The organism is Streptacidiphilus jiangxiensis, from assembly GCF_900109465.1.
GTDB classification, from domain to species: Bacteria; Actinomycetota; Actinomycetes; order Streptomycetales; family Streptomycetaceae; genus Streptacidiphilus; species Streptacidiphilus jiangxiensis.
In genome coordinates, this window is the sequence record NZ_FOAZ01000002.1 from 287,854 (window position 1) to 305,071 (window position 17,218).

19 protein-coding genes are annotated in these 17,218 nt (G+C 73.0%); 10 read left to right on the forward strand and 9 right to left on the reverse strand.

Annotated elements, in window-relative coordinates:
* Positions 1-20: 20 nt before the first annotated feature.
* Positions 21-947 (reverse strand): alpha/beta fold hydrolase, encoded by a 927-nt coding sequence (locus BMY61_RS04755; protein ID WP_042454428.1) that lies wholly within the window; start codon positions 945-947, stop codon positions 21-23.
* A 134-nt stretch (positions 948-1,081) separates the two neighbouring features.
* Here BMY61_RS04755 and BMY61_RS04760 point away from each other — a divergent pair, with 134 nt between their 5' ends.
* Positions 1,082-2,644, forward strand: a complete 1,563-nt coding sequence (locus tag BMY61_RS04760) for an AMP-binding protein (RefSeq protein ID WP_042454430.1) — start codon at positions 1,082-1,084, stop codon at positions 2,642-2,644.
* Entirely contained in the window at positions 2,641-3,303 is a 663-nt protein-coding gene (locus tag BMY61_RS04765; RefSeq protein WP_042454431.1) for a tetratricopeptide repeat protein, read from the forward strand. The genes BMY61_RS04760 and BMY61_RS04765 overlap by 4 nt, the downstream gene beginning before the upstream one ends.
* A gap of 20 nt (positions 3,304-3,323) precedes the next feature.
* Here BMY61_RS04765 and BMY61_RS04770 read toward each other — a convergent pair whose 3' ends face one another.
* Positions 3,324-4,544, reverse strand: coding sequence for a cytochrome P450 (locus BMY61_RS04770; RefSeq protein WP_082015381.1), 1,221 nt, complete (start codon positions 4,542-4,544; stop codon positions 3,324-3,326).
* A complete protein-coding gene (locus tag BMY61_RS04775; protein WP_082015382.1) occupies positions 4,534-5,262 on the reverse strand; it encodes a cyclodityrosine synthase in 729 nt (242 codons plus the stop codon). Before BMY61_RS04775 ends, BMY61_RS04770 begins: the two co-directional genes overlap by 11 nt.
* Before the next feature lie 158 nt (positions 5,263-5,420).
* On the opposite strand from BMY61_RS04775, the gene BMY61_RS04780 reads away from it, so the two are divergent.
* Both BMY61_RS04780 and BMY61_RS04785 read left to right on the forward strand, forming a co-directional pair.
* Positions 5,421-6,194, forward strand: a complete 774-nt coding sequence (locus BMY61_RS04780; RefSeq protein WP_042454437.1) for a GntR family transcriptional regulator — start codon at positions 5,421-5,423, stop codon at positions 6,192-6,194.
* Positions 6,191-6,700 carry a DinB family protein gene (locus tag BMY61_RS04785; protein ID WP_042454439.1) on the forward strand — a complete coding sequence of 170 codons (510 nt, stop codon included), beginning with the start codon at positions 6,191-6,193 and terminating at the stop codon, positions 6,698-6,700. The genes BMY61_RS04780 and BMY61_RS04785 overlap by 4 nt, the downstream gene beginning before the upstream one ends.
* Before the next feature lie 19 nt (positions 6,701-6,719).
* Here the strand turns inward: BMY61_RS04785 and BMY61_RS04790 are convergent, their stop codons facing one another.
* The 4 genes from BMY61_RS04790 to BMY61_RS04805 all read right to left on the reverse strand — a co-directional run bounded on the left by BMY61_RS04790 (position 6,720) and on the right by BMY61_RS04805 (position 9,347).
* Entirely contained in the window at positions 6,720-7,067 is a 348-nt protein-coding gene (locus BMY61_RS04790; protein ID WP_042454441.1) for a VOC family protein, read from the reverse strand.
* 9 nt (positions 7,068-7,076) lie between these two features.
* The gene (locus tag BMY61_RS47045) at positions 7,077-7,640 is read right to left on the reverse strand and encodes a phosphonate degradation HD-domain oxygenase (protein WP_042454443.1); all 564 of its coding nucleotides are present in this window, start codon (positions 7,638-7,640) and stop codon (positions 7,077-7,079) included.
* Positions 7,634-8,707: a 2-trimethylaminoethylphosphonate dioxygenase gene (gene tmpA / locus BMY61_RS04800; RefSeq protein ID WP_042454444.1), complete on the reverse strand. Its 1,074-nt coding sequence runs from the start codon at positions 8,705-8,707 to the stop codon at positions 7,634-7,636. The genes BMY61_RS47045 and tmpA overlap by 7 nt, the downstream gene beginning before the upstream one ends.
* Positions 8,708-8,831: 124 nt before the next feature.
* Complete coding sequence (locus tag BMY61_RS04805) at positions 8,832-9,347, reverse strand: GNAT family N-acetyltransferase (RefSeq protein ID WP_082015383.1); 516 nt, start codon at positions 9,345-9,347, stop codon at positions 8,832-8,834.
* 171 nt (positions 9,348-9,518) lie between these two features.
* Between BMY61_RS04805 and helR the strand changes: the two genes are divergently transcribed.
* Positions 9,519-11,705: an RNA polymerase recycling motor ATPase HelR gene (gene helR / locus BMY61_RS04810; RefSeq protein ID WP_042454446.1), complete on the forward strand. Its 2,187-nt coding sequence runs from the start codon at positions 9,519-9,521 to the stop codon at positions 11,703-11,705.
* A gap of 37 nt (positions 11,706-11,742) precedes the next feature.
* Entirely contained in the window at positions 11,743-12,162 is a 420-nt protein-coding gene (locus BMY61_RS04815; RefSeq protein ID WP_042454448.1) for a VOC family protein, read from the forward strand.
* 13 nt (positions 12,163-12,175) lie between these two features.
* On the opposite strand, the gene BMY61_RS04820 is transcribed toward BMY61_RS04815, so the two are convergent.
* Complete coding sequence (locus BMY61_RS04820; RefSeq protein WP_161791309.1) at positions 12,176-13,195, reverse strand: serine hydrolase domain-containing protein; 1,020 nt, start codon at positions 13,193-13,195, stop codon at positions 12,176-12,178.
* Between the two features lie 104 nt (positions 13,196-13,299).
* Between BMY61_RS04820 and BMY61_RS04825 the strand changes: the two genes are divergently transcribed.
* The 3 genes from BMY61_RS04825 (at position 13,300) to BMY61_RS04835 (ending at position 15,649) form a co-directional block, all read left to right on the forward strand.
* Positions 13,300-13,857 (forward strand): SigE family RNA polymerase sigma factor, encoded by a 558-nt coding sequence (locus BMY61_RS04825; protein WP_042454451.1) that lies wholly within the window; start codon positions 13,300-13,302, stop codon positions 13,855-13,857.
* On the forward strand, positions 13,854-14,675 hold the full coding sequence (locus BMY61_RS04830; protein ID WP_143094164.1) for a hypothetical protein: 822 nt from the start codon (positions 13,854-13,856) through the stop codon (positions 14,673-14,675). The genes BMY61_RS04825 and BMY61_RS04830 overlap by 4 nt, the downstream gene beginning before the upstream one ends.
* A gap of 185 nt (positions 14,676-14,860) precedes the next feature.
* Positions 14,861-15,649, forward strand: coding sequence for a thioesterase II family protein (locus BMY61_RS04835; RefSeq protein ID WP_042454456.1), 789 nt, complete (start codon positions 14,861-14,863; stop codon positions 15,647-15,649).
* Positions 15,650-15,723: 74 nt separating this feature from the next.
* Here the strand turns inward: BMY61_RS04835 and BMY61_RS04840 are convergent, their stop codons facing one another.
* On the reverse strand, positions 15,724-16,485 hold the full coding sequence (locus tag BMY61_RS04840) for a VOC family protein (protein WP_236656473.1): 762 nt from the start codon (positions 16,483-16,485) through the stop codon (positions 15,724-15,726).
* 400 nt (positions 16,486-16,885) lie between these two features.
* Here BMY61_RS04840 and BMY61_RS04845 point away from each other — a divergent pair, with 400 nt between their 5' ends.
* Entirely contained in the window at positions 16,886-17,218 is a 333-nt protein-coding gene (locus BMY61_RS04845) for a hypothetical protein (RefSeq protein WP_063773340.1), read from the forward strand.

The window sequence follows — 17,218 nt, forward strand, 5'->3', positions numbered from 1 at the left end:
GGCACGTTCCTTTCGGAGGGTCAGAGGGAGGCGAGGAAGCCCAGCAGGGCGGCGTTGACCTCGTCGGGCCGCTGCTGCTGGATCCAGTGACCGGCGCCGTCGAGGACGAGCAGGCCGCGCTGGTCGGTGAGGACGCGGTCGAGGCGGTCGGTGGCGCTGAAGGTGGCCACCGGGTCGCGGGAGCCGATGGCGAAGAAGGAGGGCTGGTCGACGGTGCGGCCGGCCAGCGGCTCCATCAGCTCCCAGTTGCGGTCGATGTTGCGGTAGTAGTTGAGGCCGCCGGTGAACCCGGTCCGCTCGAACGTCTCGACGTAGTGGGCGAGTTCGTCCTCCGTCTGCCAGGAGGGCAGCCGCTCGGCGGGTTCGTCGCGGGCCGCCCAGGCGGCCGTCGGGGCCTCGCGGGAGAGCAGCGTGCGCCGGATGTCCGCGCGCAGCGCGGTCTCGGGTTCGGGGGTCTGGAACCAGCAGATGTAGAAGTCCTCGCCCATGCGCGAGCGCAGGATGGACAGCGGCGGGACGGGCGCACGCGGCGCCGGCGGCACGCTGAGCCCGGCGACGGCGCGGACGCGGTCGGGGTGCAGCAGGGCCAGGTGCCAGACCACGGCCGCGCCCCAGTCGTGGCCGACGAAGACGGCGTCCGCGAGGCCGAGGGCGTCGAGGAGCCCGGCCAGGTCGGCGCAGAGGGTGACCATGTCGTACGCGGCGGGGTCGGCGGGCCGGGAGCTGCCACCGTAGCCGCGCAGGTCGGGGACGATCACGCGGTGGCCGGCCTCGGCCAGCGCGGTGATCTGGTGGCGCCAGGAGAACGCCAGCTCGGGGAAGCCGTGGCAGAGGACGACGGGCGTGCCCTCTCCCGCCTCGAAGACGCGCAGTTCGATGCCGTTGGTGGCGACCTGCCGCGGGACCAGCTTCTCCCACGCGGCGAGTGCGCTGCTGTCGGTGGCCATGGCACCGAGGCTAGTCAAACTTGACGTCGGATTCAATAAGTCCCTCGGCTCGCGCCCGGGATATTGAACTCGACATTGGATTCATCTATACCGGGGACAGCCGCACCGGATCGCCGCCCTCCGGAAGGAGACCCATGTCGAACGCCGCGCAACCGCTCTGGGACCACGCCGCCTCCGCCCCGAACCGTCCCGCCCTCCTCGGCACCGCCGGTCAGCGCTGGGACTACGCCACGCTGCGCGACCACGTCGCCGCCTTCGCCGCCCGGCTGCGCGCGGCCGGGATCGGGCCGGGCGACCGGGTACTGCTGGTCGCCCCCTCGGTGCCGGAGTTCGTCGCGGCCTACCACGGGCTGCTCTCCGTCGGCGCGATCGCGGTCACCGCGAACACCATGGCGACGGCGCCCGAACTGGAGTACATCGGCGCCGACGCCGGCATCGGCCTGGTCATCGCCTGGCATGCCCTCTCCGCCGGGCCGGCCTCCGGACCCGCGTCCGCCGCGCCCGCCGCCGCCGCGGCGGCCGCCGCCGTCGGCGTGCCGTTCTGGGCGCTGCGACGTGAACTGGGCGGTCCTGCCGGGCCCGACGCTCCCGGCGAGGCGCTGCCGAACGGCCCCGTGACCGTCGATGCCGACGACACCGCCGCGATCCTCTACACCTCCGGCACCACCGGCCGCCCGAAGGGCGCCATGCTCACGCACGGCAACCTGCACGCCTGCGCGTCGATCTTCGAGCGGGTGCACGGGCTCGGCCCCGACGACCGGGCGGGCACCGCACTGCCGCTGTTCCACGTCTTCGGCCAGGCCTGCCTGCTGGCCACCACACTGCGCGTGGGCGCCTCGCTCTCCCTGCTCCCCCGGTTCGACCCGCGCGAGATGCTGGACCTGATCCGCGACCACCGGCTCACCACCACGGCCGGGGTCCCGACCATGTGGAACGCACTGCTGCACGCCGCGGGCGACGCCGACCCGGCCGACTTCGCCAGCCTGCGTCTCGCCTCCTCCGGCGGAGCCTCGCTGCCCGGCGAGGTCAAGCGCGCCTTCGAGAAGCGCTTCGGCTGCACGATCCTGGAGGGCTACGGCCTGACCGAGACGACCGGCTCGGCCACCGTGCAGGTCACCGACCGCGGGGCCACCGTCGGCTCGGTCGGCGCCGCGCTGCCGGGCTGCGAGGTCGCGATCCGGGCCCTGGACGGCGGGGAGGTACCGACAGGCGGCATCGGCGAGGTCCACGTGCGCGGGCCGGTGGTCATGAAGGGCTACTGGGGCCGCCCCGAGGCCACCGCCGAGGTGCTCCGCGACGGCTGGCTCGCCACGGGAGACCTGGGCCGCCTCGACGAGACCGGCGAGCTGTTCATCGTGGACCGCACGAAGGACCTCGTCATCCGCGGCGGCTACAACGTCTACCCGCGTGAGGTCGAGGAGGTCCTCTACACCCACCCCGACGTGGTCGAGGCGGCCGTGGTCGGAGTCCCGGACGACCACTACGGCGAGGAGGTCGCCGCAGCGATCGCCCTGCGCCCCGGCGCCACCCCGGACGCGGCGGCGCTGCGCGCCTGGGCCAAGGAACGGCTCTCCGCCTACAAGGTCCCCCACCTGGTCGCCTTCGTCGACGCCCTGCCCAAGGGCGCGACCGGCAAGATCCTCAAGCGCGCCATCGACCGCTCCCTGTTCGAGGAGGCGGATACGATCGCGCCATGACGACACCGGACAACGCGGACCTCCGCCTCGAACAGGCCCAACTCGCCTACGAGCGTGCGGCCTTCGGGGGTGACAGCAGCGCCCTGCCGGACGCCGAACGGGGTCTCGACGCCGTCGAGGCCGACGTCGCCCTGGCCCGGGGTCGGCTGCTCCACGCGCGCTTCCTCGACGAGCGGGCCGACAACGCCCGCGAGCTGGAACTGTTCGAGCGGGCCGCCGAGCTGTACCGGGAGCTCGGCGACGTCCGCGGCGAGGGCGAGGCGCTGTTCTGGGTCGGCGCCGTCCACCACATCACGCGCGGCGACGCGCAGACCGCCCGGCCGTACTACGAGGACGCGCTGCGGCTCGCGACCGGGGCCGCGGACCGGCTGACCGTCTCCTACGTCCTGCGCCACCTCGGCTTCGCCGACCACATGGCCGGACGGCCGGAGCAGGCGAGGGCGCAGCTGGAGGAGTCCACCCGCCTGCGCCGGGAGCTGGGGTTCGCGCCCGGTGTGGCGGCCAACCTCGTCGGGCTGGCCTACCTCGCCGCGCAGCAGGACCGGCGTGAGGACGCGGCCGACCTGCTGCGGGAGGCGGCGGAGCTCGCGGGGAGCTCCGCCGCCCACGGCGTGCTGCGGCAGGTCGCGGAGGCCCGCAAGGAGCTGGACCTCGACTGAGGCCGCCGCCGCCCCGGCGGCTACCAGAGCACCGGCAGCCGCTCCGGCAGGCGCTTCATGTAGCCCGTGCGCCAGACCAGTTGCTCGATCGGAACGGCCAGGTCCAGCTCGGGCATGCGGTCCAGCAGTGTGGTGATGGCGATCTCCGCGTGTCGGCGGCCCAACGCCGTGGCCGGGCAGTAGTGCTGCCCGCCACCGAAGGAGAGGTGTGCGGCGCTGTTGGGCCGGGCCAGGTCGATCGCGTCCGGGTTCGCGAAGACCTCCGGGTCGCTGTTGGCGCCCTCGACCAGGACCAGCACCAGTTCGCCGGCGCGGACCAGCACGTCACCCAACTGCACATCCTCCAGGGCGAGTCGGGGCAGCCCGTCGCCGATGGAGAGGTTGACGCGCAACAGCTCCTCGACCGCCGCCGGGGCCAGCTCCGGCTCCTTGCGCAGCCGCGCCCGCAGCTCCGGGTTCTGCAGCAGCGTCACGAACGCCATGGTGAGGAACCCGGCCGTGGAGACGACACCGGCGCCGAAGAAGGTGACGCCGACGGTGGCCAGCATCTCGTCCGTCAGGTGGGCGTAGTCCGGGTCGGAGCGCAGGGCCGCGAGCTCCGCCATCAACCCGGTGGTGGCCGGGTCGTCCAGACGGTCCGTCATATAGGAGATGTCGCGGTCCCAGTTGAGCTTGGCACCGGCGACCGGGCAGGCGGAGTTCATGAACGCGATGTCCAGGCTGCTCGCCAGCCGGGGCGCGTCCTCGAACGGGATGCCGAGGATGCGGCAGTGCAGGGCCTCCGAGTACGGGTTGGCGAAGCCGTGCCGGAGATCCGCCGGCGCGCCGGCGGCGAGCAGGCCGTCGACGAACACGGCGGCCTGTTCGCGCATCCACTCGTCCAGGCCCGGGGCCTTGGGGTTGATCGCCTTGAGCACGGCCTTGCGCAGCCCCGCGCCGGTGATGTTGCCCATGTTGTTGACGACCTCGGGCGGGATCGTCAGCGCGTACTGGCGCGGCACGCCCGGTGCGGAGGTGTCCTTCAGGCTGAACCGCCGGTCCTCCAGCACCTGCTTGCACAGGGCGTGGGAGGAGACCAGCCAGGCCGGGTCGCCCGCGATGGTCCGCACCCGCTTGACCGGTTCGGCGCGCAGCTCCTCGATCTCGTCGGGCAGTCGGTCGCCGCGCCAGGAGAACGGGAACGCGGGCAGGTCGCCGACCTCGATCGACGCGGTCTCGGTCGACGCAGTGTCAAGCGGCATTCCGGTGTCCCCCTTCGGTGGCCGGCGTGACGATCGCATGGCCCTGGTTGCGTGAGGCGCGCAGGCCGTAGCCGCGCGAGTAGAGCAGCTCCGCCAACGGCAGCAGCTGGTGGTAGCAGTTGAGCGAGGACGGCACGTCGAGGATGGCCGGGCTGTCGAGGAAGAGCGGCGCTTCGGCGCAGATGTAGCGCAGGCACACCTCGCGCTGCACGGCGGTCGCGGTCCGGCCCTCCCCGAGCACCTTGCTCTCCAGGAACGCGCCGACGAGCCGGTCGATCACGGCGCGGAACTCCGGATCGGTGTCCAGCCGCCGCCACAGCTCCTCGTGCAGGCGCCTGTAGGCGGGGACCGCCTGGAAGTCCGACATGGCGTGGGACCGGATCCGGCCCTCGCCGTCGTCGACCTCCTCGACGGCGGTGCGCACCTTGGCGCGCACCCCGCGCAGGTTCTTGACCGCCTTCCGGCGGGCGTCGTCCTCGGTGTAGCCGAGCGCCTCGTACATCTCGGCGACGTACAGGTCGGTGTGGACCAGGTCGACCTGACGGAAGTTCGCCGCACCCCAACGGGCCAGGTCGATCAGGCGCTGCTGGGAGAAGTAGCTGTTGCCGGGCGAGACGCCGATCACCGCGTGGTCGCCCTCGGCCTGGATCAGGGCGCAGTGGGGCGTGTAAGGCCTGACATGGAATAACGTATCGGTCGCTGTCTGCAAGATCTGCAAGAGAGGGAGCGTCCTTCACGCCGCGAGTCCCGATGGAGCCTCGTGCTCCTGGTGTGGCGGCGACACGCGCAGTCAAACTTCCCACACGCTCCGTTGTCAACGGCCGTTCCGGGAGGTGAGATCCGCGTGGTGCGGGTGGGGCGTGGGAGGATCACGACGTGGCGAACTCGCAGGGAACAGCGCGTTATCGGCAGCTGGCGGCTGCGTTGCGCGCCGACGTGCTGGCCGGTGTCTACGGCGAGGGCGGCCGCCTGCCGTCCGAGGAGGCGCTCGCCGAGACGCACGGCGTCTCGCGCGGCACCGTCCGGCAGGCGCTGGCGCTGCTGCGCGCCGAGGGTGTGGTCACCTCACGACGCGGCACCCGGCGCGTGGTGCTGGAGCAGCCGCGGGTCCAGAGCTTCGCGGAGCTGTCCAGCTTCACCCGGTGGGCGCGCTCACTGGGCGAGGAGCCGGGAGGCTCGGTGGTCGCCTCCGAGTGGCGCGCGGCGGATGCCGTCGAGGCGGACCGGCTGCGGCTCGCGCCGGGTGCGCGGGTGCTGTGGGTGCTGCGGCTGCGCACGCTCGGCGGGGAGCCGGTGATGGTGGAGCGCACCGTCTACCCGGAGGCGGTCGGCGCGCTGGTGGACTCGCTTCCGCCGGACACGGTGTCGGTGACGGAGGGTCTGGAGGCCCACGGCATCCTGCTCGCCGACGCGGACCACACCCTGGACCTCGCCTTCGCCGACCCCGACGACGCCCGCCTGCTGACCTGCCCGGCGGGCACCCCGCTGCTGCGCGAGCGCCGTCGCACCAGCGACCCGACCGGCCTCCCGGTGGAGTGGTCCGAGGACCGCTACCGCGCCGGAACGGTCGCGTTCACCGTCCACAACTCCCTCGCCTCGACGGCGTTGACGCGAATGCGGGACACGAGCGATCAGGAGCAGAGCAGATGACCGACGACAACCGCATCGGACCGCCCGCTTTCGGCAGCGAGCGGGAGATGCTGCGGGCCTTCCTCGACTACCACCGGGCGACCCTCGCCATGAAGTGCGAGGGGCTCACCGACGAGGAGCTGCGGCAGCAGTCGATGCCCCCGTCGACGCTCTCGCTGCTCGGCCTGGTGCGCCACATGGCCGAGGTCGAGCGCGCCTGGTTCCGGCGGGTCTTCGAGGACAACGACGCACCCATGGTGTGGTCGGACAAGATCGACTTCCAGGCCGCGTACGACGCGAGCGCGTCGACCCGGCAGGAGGCGTTCACCGCCTGGGAGGCCGAGGTCGAGAACTCCCGCCGGGTCGAGCGCGAGGCCGACTCCCTGGACCTGGCGGGCTACCAGCCCCGGTGGGAGGAGGAGGTCTCGCTGCGGATGGTGATGGTCCACGTCCTGCTGGAGTACGGCCGCCACAACGGCCACGCGGACTTCCTGCGCGAGGGCGTCGACGGCACCGTGGGCGCCTGAGGCCGGGCCCGGTCCGGCCTCACGGCACCCCGCCGAAACCCAGCTCGTTGCCGTCCGGGTCCTGGTAGACGGCCTTGCACGCGCCGTTGTCGTACGTCTCGCGCAGCGCGGGCTCGATCCCGCGGGCGGCGGTCGAGGCGACCCGGGCGTCGAGGTCCGCCGTGGTGCCGACCAGGACCGTCACGACGGCGTGGCCGGCGTGGGCGGGGCCGAGGCGTACGTAGAGGTAGCGGTGCTCGGCGAGCTCCCAGACCGCCTCGGTGTCGTTCGGCCGGAAGGCCGGCTCCGCGCCCAGCACCGCCGTGTACCACGCCGTCGCCGCGTCGAGGTCGCCGACGTGGACGCCCGCGAACAGGTCGATCGCCATGACCCCACGCTACGGCCCGACCACCAGCTCCGCGAGCAGGGCGCGGTAGTGGTCGAAGCCCGGGACCGCGACCGTGACGTCCTTCGCGTCGTCGTCCCAGCGACGCAGGCGGACCGCGTCGGTCGCGTAGGGCTCGGCGGCGAAACGGTCCGCCTCGGCGGGCGTCATCGGACCGCCCTGGAGGGAGAGGGTGTGGACCGAGGCCGCGGACAGGCGGGCGAAGTAGTCGGGCTCGGCCGCGCACAGGTAGCGCTTTGCGGCGACGTGGAGGCGGATCGGCTCGGTGACGTCGGGGCCGAACCACGGGGCGAGCCAGTCCGCGCCCTGGTGACTGTGGCGGTTGTCGCGCTCGCCCGCCATCAGCTCCCGGCCGTGGACCGCGCCACGGAAGTGGCCGACGTCGTGCAGCAGCGCGGCCGCGACCAGCGCGGGCGGGGCCTGCTCGGCCGCGGCCAGCGCGGCGGCCTGGAACATGTGCTCGGCCTGGGTGACGTCCTCGCCGAGGTAGTCGTCCGCGCCCTCGCCGTCGAAGAGGTTCGCGAGGATGTCGACGACCTGCTGGGGGGTCAGCACGGCTGCGCCTCCTTGCGGCCGAGCACGGCCATGGTGCTGAACAGGTGGTCCAGGTCGGCGTAGCAGCCCTGGAGGTGGCGGGCGCCGCCGCGCGCGAACGCCGTGCGGGCGTGCAGCAGACGGGTGTTGTCGAAGACCAGGCAGTCACCGGGGTTCAGTCGGAAGTCCAACTGGCGTGCCGGGTCCAGCAGCAGGCGGGCGAAGGCCCGGTAGCCGGCGTAGAAGGCCTCGGTCTGCGCGGCGGGCAGGCGCAGCGTGCCGAGCGAGCGGTTGTTGAACCGCACCTCGTTGACGCGGCCGACCGGGTCGGTGGCGATGAGCGGGCGGTGGGCGCCGAGCTCGGTGGTGTCGTCGCGGAAGGCGAACGGCACGGGCGTGCCGGTCAAGGCGGCGTACGCCGCCGGATCGCCCTCGCGCAGCGCGGCGGCCGCGGCGAAGCCGTCGACCAGGCCGGAGTCGCCGCCCTCGGCGTCGTTGACCAGGCAGTGCAGCAGCTGCAGCGTCGGCACGGGGTCGCGGTAGGGGTTGTCGGTGTGCGGGGTGATCGCGACGTTGGTGAACGCGAGGTTGTTGGGCCGCTCCTCGACGCGCACCTCGAACTGGGTGCCGTAGTTGGTCTCGCGGACGTAACCGAAGCTGCGGGCCACCTCCTGCACCTGGCCGTCGCGCAGCGGCACGTCGCGCAGCAGGCAGAAGCCGAGGCGGGCGACGGCCTCCAGCATGCGCAGGCGCACCGCGTCGTCCTCGCGGTAGGCGGTCCAGTCGGCCTCCGGGAGCCTGTCGGCGAGATCCGCCGCACTGCCCCACAGCTGCTTGGCGTCCTCGGTGCGCGGGTCCGGCTGAGCGGGCTGCGCGAGCCAGGCGGCGGTGTAGCGCGAGACGTGGCCGTCAGGGGCCCAGACCAGCTCCCATCCGTCCTGGTCGGCCAGCGGGCGGACGGCGTCCACGGTCAGGTGCTCGGGCAGATCGGTGATCTGGAAGAGCTTCTGCCCGGTCAGCGGGTCGCGGCAGTCAGGACAGGCGCAGTTGTCCCGCAGCCACAGGGCGGGGACGTCGGCAGGCAGCATGGGCCCTCGTTTCGATCGGCTCGAAGTTGTATAGCCAACTTTCGCCCGACGGGCCTCCTCGCCGCAAGGAACGGCCGCATTAACCCCGCACCAACTCCGGGTGACGCGACCGGCTCACCGGCCGTCAGTCGGGACGGCGGAGGGTGTAGCCGAGCAGTGGCCACAGTTCGCCCTTGATCTGCTTCGACGTGTCGCGCGTGGGATCGCGGTGGAACCCCGCCCGCACGGCGACCCGCTGGGAGGCGACGTTGTCGCGGTGCGCCCGCAGCCACAGCTCGCGCACGCCCGTCTCGCGGAAGGCCCACGTGGTGAACAACCCCACCGCCCGCGTCGCCACCCCGCGTCCGCGCGCCTCCGCGGCCACCCAGTAGGAGACCTCACCCGACTGGCCGTCATGTCGCAGGGCGATGTTGCCCAATCGCTCCCCGGTGACGGCGTCGGCGACGAGAAGTCCCTCCCGGTCGACCGACGCCCGCATGCGGACGATCGCCATCCGCACCTCCGCCGCGTCCAGCGTCGGCGGGTCGGTCGTGAAGCGCTGGATCAGGGACTCGCGGACGCTCTCGGCGTACCAGCCGGCGTCGCTGGCCGCCCATATGCGGAGCCGCACCACTCCGTCGTCCAGGTCATGATCACTCATACCGCGAACCCTGGCAGAAGCGCGAGCACCGCGTGGCGGAAAGGAAGGCGAGGGAGGAAGAACACACTCTCCGCCATTAACAACCTATAGCACATGGGGGGTCTTGCCGCAAGGCCCCCCACCTGCCGCACAATCGTCGGCCTAGGTCGTAAACCTGCCGAAACGGGAGTTATGAGCAACCTCGCCACCAGTGCGTTCGCCCTGTCCGAGCGGCTCGCCGCCAAGGCCGACCCGGCCCTGATCGGGCGGGACGAGGAGCACTTCGCCGCCGTCGCGCGCAGCCTCGCCGAGGCGGTCGCGGAGCTGACCGCGCGGCTCGACGAGGCGCGCCGTGCACCCGGCGGGGTCGGGCGCGCGGCGATGGACCGGGACGCCGAGGTGCACCGTCTGAGCAGCCGACTGCGCGCGCTGCAACGGTTCGGGCTGGACCTGTGCCTCGGGCACGTCGTCGCCGAGGACGGCGCCGAGCCGGTATGGATCGGGCGGCTGGGCCTCACCGACAGCGCCGGGCGGCGCCTGCTGGTCGACTGGCGCTCCCCCGCCGCCGAGCCGTTCTTCGCCGCGACCCACGGCGACCCGATGGGCCTGGCGAGCCGCCGCCGCTACCGCTGGACCAGGGGCCGGATCACCGACTACTGGGACGAGGTCTTCACCGCCGACGCGCTGGCCCCGGGCCGGGCGGCGCTGGACGACCAGTCGGCCTTCATCGCCAGTCTCGGCACCAACCGCTCCGAGCGGATGCGCGACGTGCTGGCCACCATCCAGTCCGACCAGGACGCGATCATCCGGGCCGGCTCACGCGGCGCCCTCGTCGTCGACGGCGGGCCCGGCACCGGCAAGACCGTCGTCGCCCTGCACCGCTCCGCATACCTGCTGTACTCCGACCCGCGGCTCGGGCACCGCCGCGGCGGGGTGCTGTTCGTCGGCCCGCATCAGCCCTACCTCGCCTACGTCGCCGACGTGTTGCCGAGCCTCGGCGAGGAGGGCGTGCAGACCTGCACCGTGCGCGACCTGGTCGCCGAGGGCGCCGACGCGGCCGCCGAGACGGACCCGCAGGTGGCGCGGCTGAAGTCGAGCGCCGACATGGTCAAGGCGATCGAGAGGGCCGTCTCGATCTACGAGGAGCCGCCCACCGAGGGCCTGGAGGTCACCACCGACTGGGCCGATCTGTGGGTGAGCGCCGAGGACTGGGCCGACGCCTTCCGCGCACCGGACCCGGGCACCCCGCACAACGAGGCGCGCGAGCAGATCTGGGAGGAGCTCGCCACGATCCTGATGGACAAGCTCGACCTGGAGGACGGCGGCGTCTCCCCGGCGTCGTTCCTCCGGTCGCTGCGCCGCGACGAGGAGTTGGCCACCGCCCTGCACCGCGCCTGGCCGCTGCTGGAGGCCGCCGACCTGGTCGGCGACCTGTGGTCGGTGCCCGCCTACCTGCGACTGTGCGCACCGTGGCTCAGCCGCGAGGAGGTCCGGGCGCTGCAGCGCGAGGACCCGCAGGCGTGGACCGTCGCCGACCTGCCGCTGCTGGACGCGGCCCGCCGTCGGCTCGGCGACCCGGAGGCGGCCCGCCGCAGGCGTCGCCACGACGCCGCGCTCGCCGCCGAGCGCGAGCGGATGGCGGGCGTCATCGAGAACATCCTCCAGGCCGACGACGACGGCGAGGGCGCGGTGACCATGCTCCGCGGCGCGGACCTGCGCGCGAGCCTGGTCGACGGCAGCGGCCTCGTCCCGCTCGACCCCGACCTGCTGGCCGGTCCGTTCGCGCACATCGTCGTGGACGAGGCCCAGGAGCTGACCGACGCGGAGTGGCAGATGCTGCTGCAGCGTTGCCCCTCCCGCAGCCTCACCGTCGTCGGGGACCGGGCCCAGGCGCGGCACGGGTTCACCGAGTCGTGGCGCGAACGGCTGGAGCGGATCGGGCTGGACCAGGTGGAGGTGGCCTCCCTCAGCGTCAACTACCGGACGCCGGAGGAGGTCATGGCCGAGGCCGAGCCGGTGATCCGGCGCGCCCTGCCCGACGCGAACGTGCCGACCTCGGTCCGCAGCAGCGGTCTGCCCGTCCGGCACGGCTCCGTCGCCGAGCTGGAGTCGATCCTCGACGCGTGGCTGGCGGAGCATGCCGAGGGCGTCGCCTGCGTCATCGCGGCGCCTGGTGGCGCGCCCGGCTTCGAGCCGAGCGCACGGGTGCGTCCCCTGACGCCGGAACTCTCGAAGGGCCTGGAGTTCGACCTGACCGTGCTCGTCGACCCGGAGTCGTTCGGCGAGGGGATCGAGGGCGCGGTGGACCGCTACGTGGCGATGACGCGCGCGACACAGCAGCTCGTCATCCTCACCAGCCCGCCCGGCGCGGGGCGATGATGAGCTGATCGGATCCGCACGAGGAAGGGAACGTCCCGTGGAACGCCCCAAGACCGAGGAAGCCACCGTCCGGGAACTGCGCCTGGTGGTCACCGCCGCCGACTACGAGGAGGCGCTGCGCTTCTACCGCGACGTCCTCGGCCTGCCCGAGCGCGGGGCGTTCTCCTCCCCCGACGGGAGGGTGACCATCCTGGAGGCGGGCCGGGCCACCCTGGAGATCGCCGACCCCGGCCACGCGGCCTTCATCGACGACGTCGAGGTGGGCCGCCGGGTCGCCGGACAGATCCGGGTGGCCTTCCAGGTGGACGACGCCCCGGCCGTCACCGCCCGCCTGGCCGCGGCGGGCGCGGAGGTGCTGGCCGAACCGACCCGTACCCCGTGGAACTCGCTCAACTCGCGTCTGGAGGCGCCGGGGGCGCTTCAGTTGACGCTCTTCACGGAGCTGGGCGAGGAGTGACGAACGCCGGTCGTCACCGCGCGAAGGCAGCCTCCAGGAAGGCGCTGTGTCGCGGAACGCCCCCGGCGACCTCGTCCCAGCAGTTCTGGTGGATGACCACCGTCCGCCCCCGGTCGTCGCCGAAGGCGTAGGACAGGACACCGTAGTGCGTGCCCAGGTGACCGTGCAGGACCGTGCCGTCGTCGAGGGCGTAGCGCATCAGGCCCAGGCCATAGTCGAGGTCGGGAGCCGCGCGGGTGGCGTCGCGCATGCGCGCGAGCTGCTCCGGCGGTAGCAGGCGCCCGCCGAGGAGGGCGTCGAGGAACCGTGCCACCTCGGCGGCGGTGGAGACGAGCGCGCCCGAGGCCCAGGCCTCGGACGCGGTGTACTCGGTGACGTCCTCGAAGCCCGACTCCGCGTCGCGGCGCAGGTAACCGCGCACATGCGGGGGCCTCAGCTCGAGTTCCCGGTCCGGAAGGTAGGTGGCGGTGAGCCCGAGGGGCTCGCACACGCGCTCCTGGAGCAGGTCGCGCAGGGCGCGGCCGGTGGCTCGCTCGACGATCAGCCCGAGCAGGACGTAGTCGGTGTTGCAGTAGCGCCAGCCGGCCGCCGGCTTCCACCGGTCGGGCTCGGCGAGGGCGATGCCGACGAGCTCCTCGGGCGGGAAGTACCGCTGCAGACGGGCGGGTTCGAGCGGGTCGCCGAGCACCGTGCGCACGTAGTCCGGCAGGCCGGAACGCATCCGCAGCAGGTGCTCCACGGTGATGGCGGTGGCGTCCGGGACCAGGCCCGGCAGCCACCGCTCGACCACGTCGTCGAGCCGGAGCACCCCCTCGGACTCCAACAGCAGGACGACTGCGGCGACGTAGGGCTTGGTGACGGAAGCGACGCGGAAACGGTCCTCGGCACGGATCGGCCTCGGCCGAGCGAGATCGGCGGTGCCGACGCAGCCGCTGAACACCGGCTCCCCGTCCTGCGTCACGAGCGCGAAGACGCCGGGACCACGGCCCTGCGCCAGTTCCGCCAAGGCCTGTTGAAGCCGATCGCCGTTCACCGTGCCCCCGTACGTCACCGATCCCTTGAAAGAATCTTCGCAGAGACCCCCAACCTCCCGGCCGTCCCACCCCCTCCATAGGGATGGAACGCGATGGGCGAACGATGGGGGACGCAGGAGTGCACAGGGACGATCCAGAGCTGCGGGAGTTCCTCAGCCATCGGCGCCACGCGCTGCTGCGCAGCGCGTACCTGCTGTGCGGCGACGCGCACGCGGCCGAGGACCTGGTGCAGACCACGCTGATCAAGGTCGTGCTGGCCCGGCGCGGCCGCCGACCCATCGACCACCTCGACGCGTACGCGCGCCGCACCCTGGTCACCACCTTCATCGCCTCACAGCGGCGCCTGTGGCACCGCGAGCGACCCCACGGCGAACTGCCGGAGGCCCCCGCCTCGGGCCCGGACGCGGATCTGGGGCTGGCCGTACGCGCCGCGCTAAGGCGGATCGCACCCCGGCAGCGGGCGGTGCTGGTGCTGCGCTTCTTCGAGGACCAGAGCGTCCAGGCCACGGCCGAACTGCTCGGCGTCTCCGAGGGGACGGTGAAGAGCCAGACCGCGCGCGGCCTCGACGTCCTGCGCGCGGCGCTGCGCGACGTGATGGGAGACGCGGCGGGCACGGTCGTGGACGAGGAGCTGACGCAGATGCACGGGGTCAACCGATGACGGACTACACAGTGAGGGATCTGATGGACAAGGCCCTGGAGGGGCTCCGCCCCCCGAACGAGGACATCACCGACGTGGTGCTGGCCAAGGCGACCCGCCGTCAGCACCGGCGCCGGGCCACCGCCCTGGCAGGCACGAGCGCGGGGCTCGCGCTCGTCGCCGGCCTGGCCGTGCTGCTGCCGCACCAGGCGCAGGGCGCCGCGGGCGTCGGAGCAGCCGCCGGGGCGACCGCCAGGCCGGGACCGACCAGTACCACGCAGGCCGCCACGCCGCCCCGCCCCGCCCAGGACGCGGCGGCGCTCGTCGCGAGTCTGCTGCCGCCGGGCATCGGCACCGTGACGAAGATCAAGGACCTGGCGCCGACGCCGCTGCCGCCCGGGATGAAGAAGCCCAAGAACTTCGCGACGTCCCCGCTCGACGGCACGTACGTCATCACCAAGGACGGCCGTGCCGCCGCGTTGATCATCAGCTCCTACGACCCGAAGGCCGTGCCCGCGCAGAGCCCGTTCGGCCCGTTCGACGCGGGCGCCTGCCACGACGACCCGGCCTCCTGGAACTGCGCGGTCACCACACTGCCCGGCGGCGCCACCCTCGTCGAGGAGACCGAACCGCCCGGCGCCTGGGGCGCCCACGCCGGAACCGTCAACACGGCCGGCCTGTCCTACCCGAGCCGGTGGACCATCTCCGTCATCGCCGTCGGCGGGACCAAGGGCCTGCGGCCCGGTCAGACCTTCGGCGCACCCTGGGGGCCGCCCCCGCTCACCCGGGCACAGCTGGCCGCGTTCGTGGAGAGCCCGGCCTGGACGCAGGTCCGCTGAGCCCTTCGGGCGTCCGCTCGTCCGCGCCACGTCACACGAGCGGTGCGGACGGCCACCCGCACCGGGGAAGCACGATCCGCACGTCCACGCGCGGTTTGACATGATCCTCCAGGGTGCCAGGGGCAGCGCCTCCGCCCCGGCACACCGAGGTTCGTCGGTTCACCACGCAAGGAAAGCAGCGCCCCATGCCCACGCCGTCCGCCCCGCTCGGCACCAACAGCCTCTGGCTGAAGACCTACACGCCCCGCCCGGAGGCCCGGCTGCGGCTGATCTGCTTCCACCCGGCTGGCGCCGGACCGAACTTCTACCGCTCCTGGGCCGCCCTGTTGCCGCAGGACATCGAGGTCTGCGCCGTCCAGTTGCCCGGCCGCGAGAGCCGGTTCGTCGAGGACCCGCTCACCGACTACGCGACCGCCGTGGCCGCCCTCTACGCGGCGCTGCGGCCCACGCTGGACCGGCCCTACGCGCTGTTCGGCCACAGCATGGGCGCGCTGCTCGCCCACGGCGTCGCCGCCACCGCCGCGCGGCTCGGCGCGCCCGCACCCCGGCGGCTGCTGCTGAGCGGAGCGGGCGGCCCCGGGACCGAGCTGCGGAAGTCGGGGCGCGGCGGCTGGACGGCCGACGAGCTCGTCGCCGACCTGCGCGAGATGGGCGGCACGCCGGAGGAGGTCCTCGCCGATCCCGAACTGCTGGACCTGATCCTGCCGGTGCTGCGGGCCGACTACGCACTGTGCGAGACGTTCCACGCCGCGCCGCCCGCCGGGCCGACGCTGACCTGCCCGCTGTCCCTACTCGGTGGCGACCGCGACCATTACACCCCGGCCGACCTGGCCCTCTGGGCGCCGACGACCACCGGCCCGACGACGCAGCACCTCTACCCCGGTGGCCACTTCTTCCTCGCCGACGAGTCCGCCGACGCCGTCCTGGCCACCGTCGCCGCGGAGCTGCGCCCGCCCGGCACCGAAGCAGGCTGAGCGCCCCGACGCGAGAAGTCCTGGCCGTGCGGCCAGGACTTCTCGGTGCAGCGCGTCCTTCGTGGACGCCGCGCTCAGCTCTCGCGCGGAGCGAAGACGCCGAAGGTGGCGCCCTGCGGGTCGCGGATGACGGCGAGGCGCGGGCCGTTCTCCATCTCGACGTCCACCGGGCCGTGCAGCACCTCGGCACCAAGGCTGCCGGCCTTGGCTGCGGCGGCGTCCACGTCGGTGACGGCGAAGAACGGGTTCCAGTGCGAGGGCACCTCGGGCGGGAACATGTCGCCCATGGCCATCACCCCGCCGAACATGGAGTCGGACAGGCCGACCATCGGGTACTCGTCGTTCGGCCAGACCTGCCAGCCGAAGACGTTCTTGTAGAAGGCCACGGCCGCGTCGACGTCACGCGTCGACAGGTCGATCCAGCCGAGCGAGTTCGGCTCGTCCGCGACGCCGAAGCCGCTGAACTTCTTGCCCTCCCACACCGCGAAGGGCGCGCCCGTCGGATCGCTGAGCAGCGCCCAGCGGCCCAGGTCGCCGATGTCCATGGGGCCCATCCACACCTGCGCGCCCGCGCCCTTCGCCGTCTCGGCCGCGGCGTCGACGCCTGGAGCGGCGAAGGAGAGCAGCCACATGACCGGCTGCTGCGGGTTCATCAAAGGGGCCACGGCCGCGGCCGGCTTCCCGCCGAGCGAGAAGGTCGTGTAACCGCCGTACTGGGGGTCCGGATCGGTTTCGGCGGTCCAGCCGAAGAGCTGTCCGTAGAACTGCTGGGCCGCTGCGGAGTCGCGCGCGCTCAGCTGCGCCCAACAAGGGGCGCCCGGGAGGTTTCCGATCACGTTCAACGCAGTTCCTCTCCACGTCTGTGCGAGGGGGCGGGATCACCACCATCCAATCCCCGGGACACGGCGCCCGCCAGTCGACACACCATGCGAGCCGTATCGGATGCGTCAACGCTGCTTGCAGCCACGTGCCGACCTTGATCTATGCTGGACAAGTTGTACGAAGAGATCAGCGCTCCGGCCCGGCGCCGGAGCGACGGCCCGGAGGGAGGCGAGACCCGTGGACGAGTCCTGTCCCAGAACGGGCGCTGCCCTGCCCGGCCGCAGCGCGGCCTGACGCGGCATCCGCCCGTCCACGCGCACCCTTCTCTCCCATTCACCGCCCGCCCGCCTGGCGACCCTCGACCCGGTCTGCGGCACGGCGCGGCGTGGCGTCCGCACGAGGAGTCTCTTCGTCATGACCAGCACCACCGCGACCCTGCGTCCCGCCGAGCTCAGCGCCCTGCTGCGCGACGAACCGTCCACGGCCCGCGGCGTCCTGCGCCTCGCCCTGCGCGACGGCGTGGAGCGCGCTTACCTGCTCGACCCGCGCGACTTCGCCGCAACGACCTCCCCGGACATCGCCTACGACGCCCGCGTCCACGCCGCCTACATCCTCGCCCTCCAGGGCCACCGCCCCGCCTGGCTGGCCCAGCATCTCGACCTCCCCCTCCCCGCCGCCGACGCGATCTGCGCCCACGCCGAGGCCCACGGCCCCGACGGCCCGCGCAACGGCCCGACCGCCGCCTGA

Excerpts from the sequence above, each read along its gene's own strand:
- BMY61_RS04825 (WP_042454451.1), top strand. The coding sequence starts at position 13,300 with ATGGGGGACGCAGGAGTGCACAGGGACGATCCAGAGCTGCGGGAGTTC.
- BMY61_RS04755 (WP_042454428.1), bottom strand. The coding sequence starts at position 947 with ATGGCCACCGACAGCAGCGCACTCGCCGCGTGGGAGAAGCTGGTCCCG.
- BMY61_RS04845 (WP_063773340.1), top strand. The coding sequence starts at position 16,886 with ATGACCAGCACCACCGCGACCCTGCGTCCCGCCGAGCTCAGCGCCCTG.
- tmpA (WP_042454444.1), bottom strand. The coding sequence starts at position 8,707 with ATGCTGCCTGCCGACGTCCCCGCCCTGTGGCTGCGGGACAACTGCGCC.
- BMY61_RS04830 (WP_143094164.1), top strand. The coding sequence starts at position 13,854 with ATGACGGACTACACAGTGAGGGATCTGATGGACAAGGCCCTGGAGGGG.
- BMY61_RS04760 (WP_042454430.1), top strand. The coding sequence starts at position 1,082 with ATGTCGAACGCCGCGCAACCGCTCTGGGACCACGCCGCCTCCGCCCCG.
- BMY61_RS04790 (WP_042454441.1), bottom strand. The coding sequence starts at position 7,067 with ATGGCGATCGACCTGTTCGCGGGCGTCCACGTCGGCGACCTCGACGCG.
- BMY61_RS04785 (WP_042454439.1), top strand. The coding sequence starts at position 6,191 with ATGACCGACGACAACCGCATCGGACCGCCCGCTTTCGGCAGCGAGCGG.
- BMY61_RS04765 (WP_042454431.1), top strand. The coding sequence starts at position 2,641 with ATGACGACACCGGACAACGCGGACCTCCGCCTCGAACAGGCCCAACTC.
- helR (WP_042454446.1), top strand. The coding sequence starts at position 9,519 with ATGAGCAACCTCGCCACCAGTGCGTTCGCCCTGTCCGAGCGGCTCGCC.
- BMY61_RS04805 (WP_082015383.1), bottom strand. The coding sequence starts at position 9,347 with ATGAGTGATCATGACCTGGACGACGGAGTGGTGCGGCTCCGCATATGG.
- BMY61_RS04770 (WP_082015381.1), bottom strand. The coding sequence starts at position 4,544 with ATGCCGCTTGACACTGCGTCGACCGAGACCGCGTCGATCGAGGTCGGC.
- BMY61_RS04835 (WP_042454456.1), top strand. The coding sequence starts at position 14,861 with ATGCCCACGCCGTCCGCCCCGCTCGGCACCAACAGCCTCTGGCTGAAG.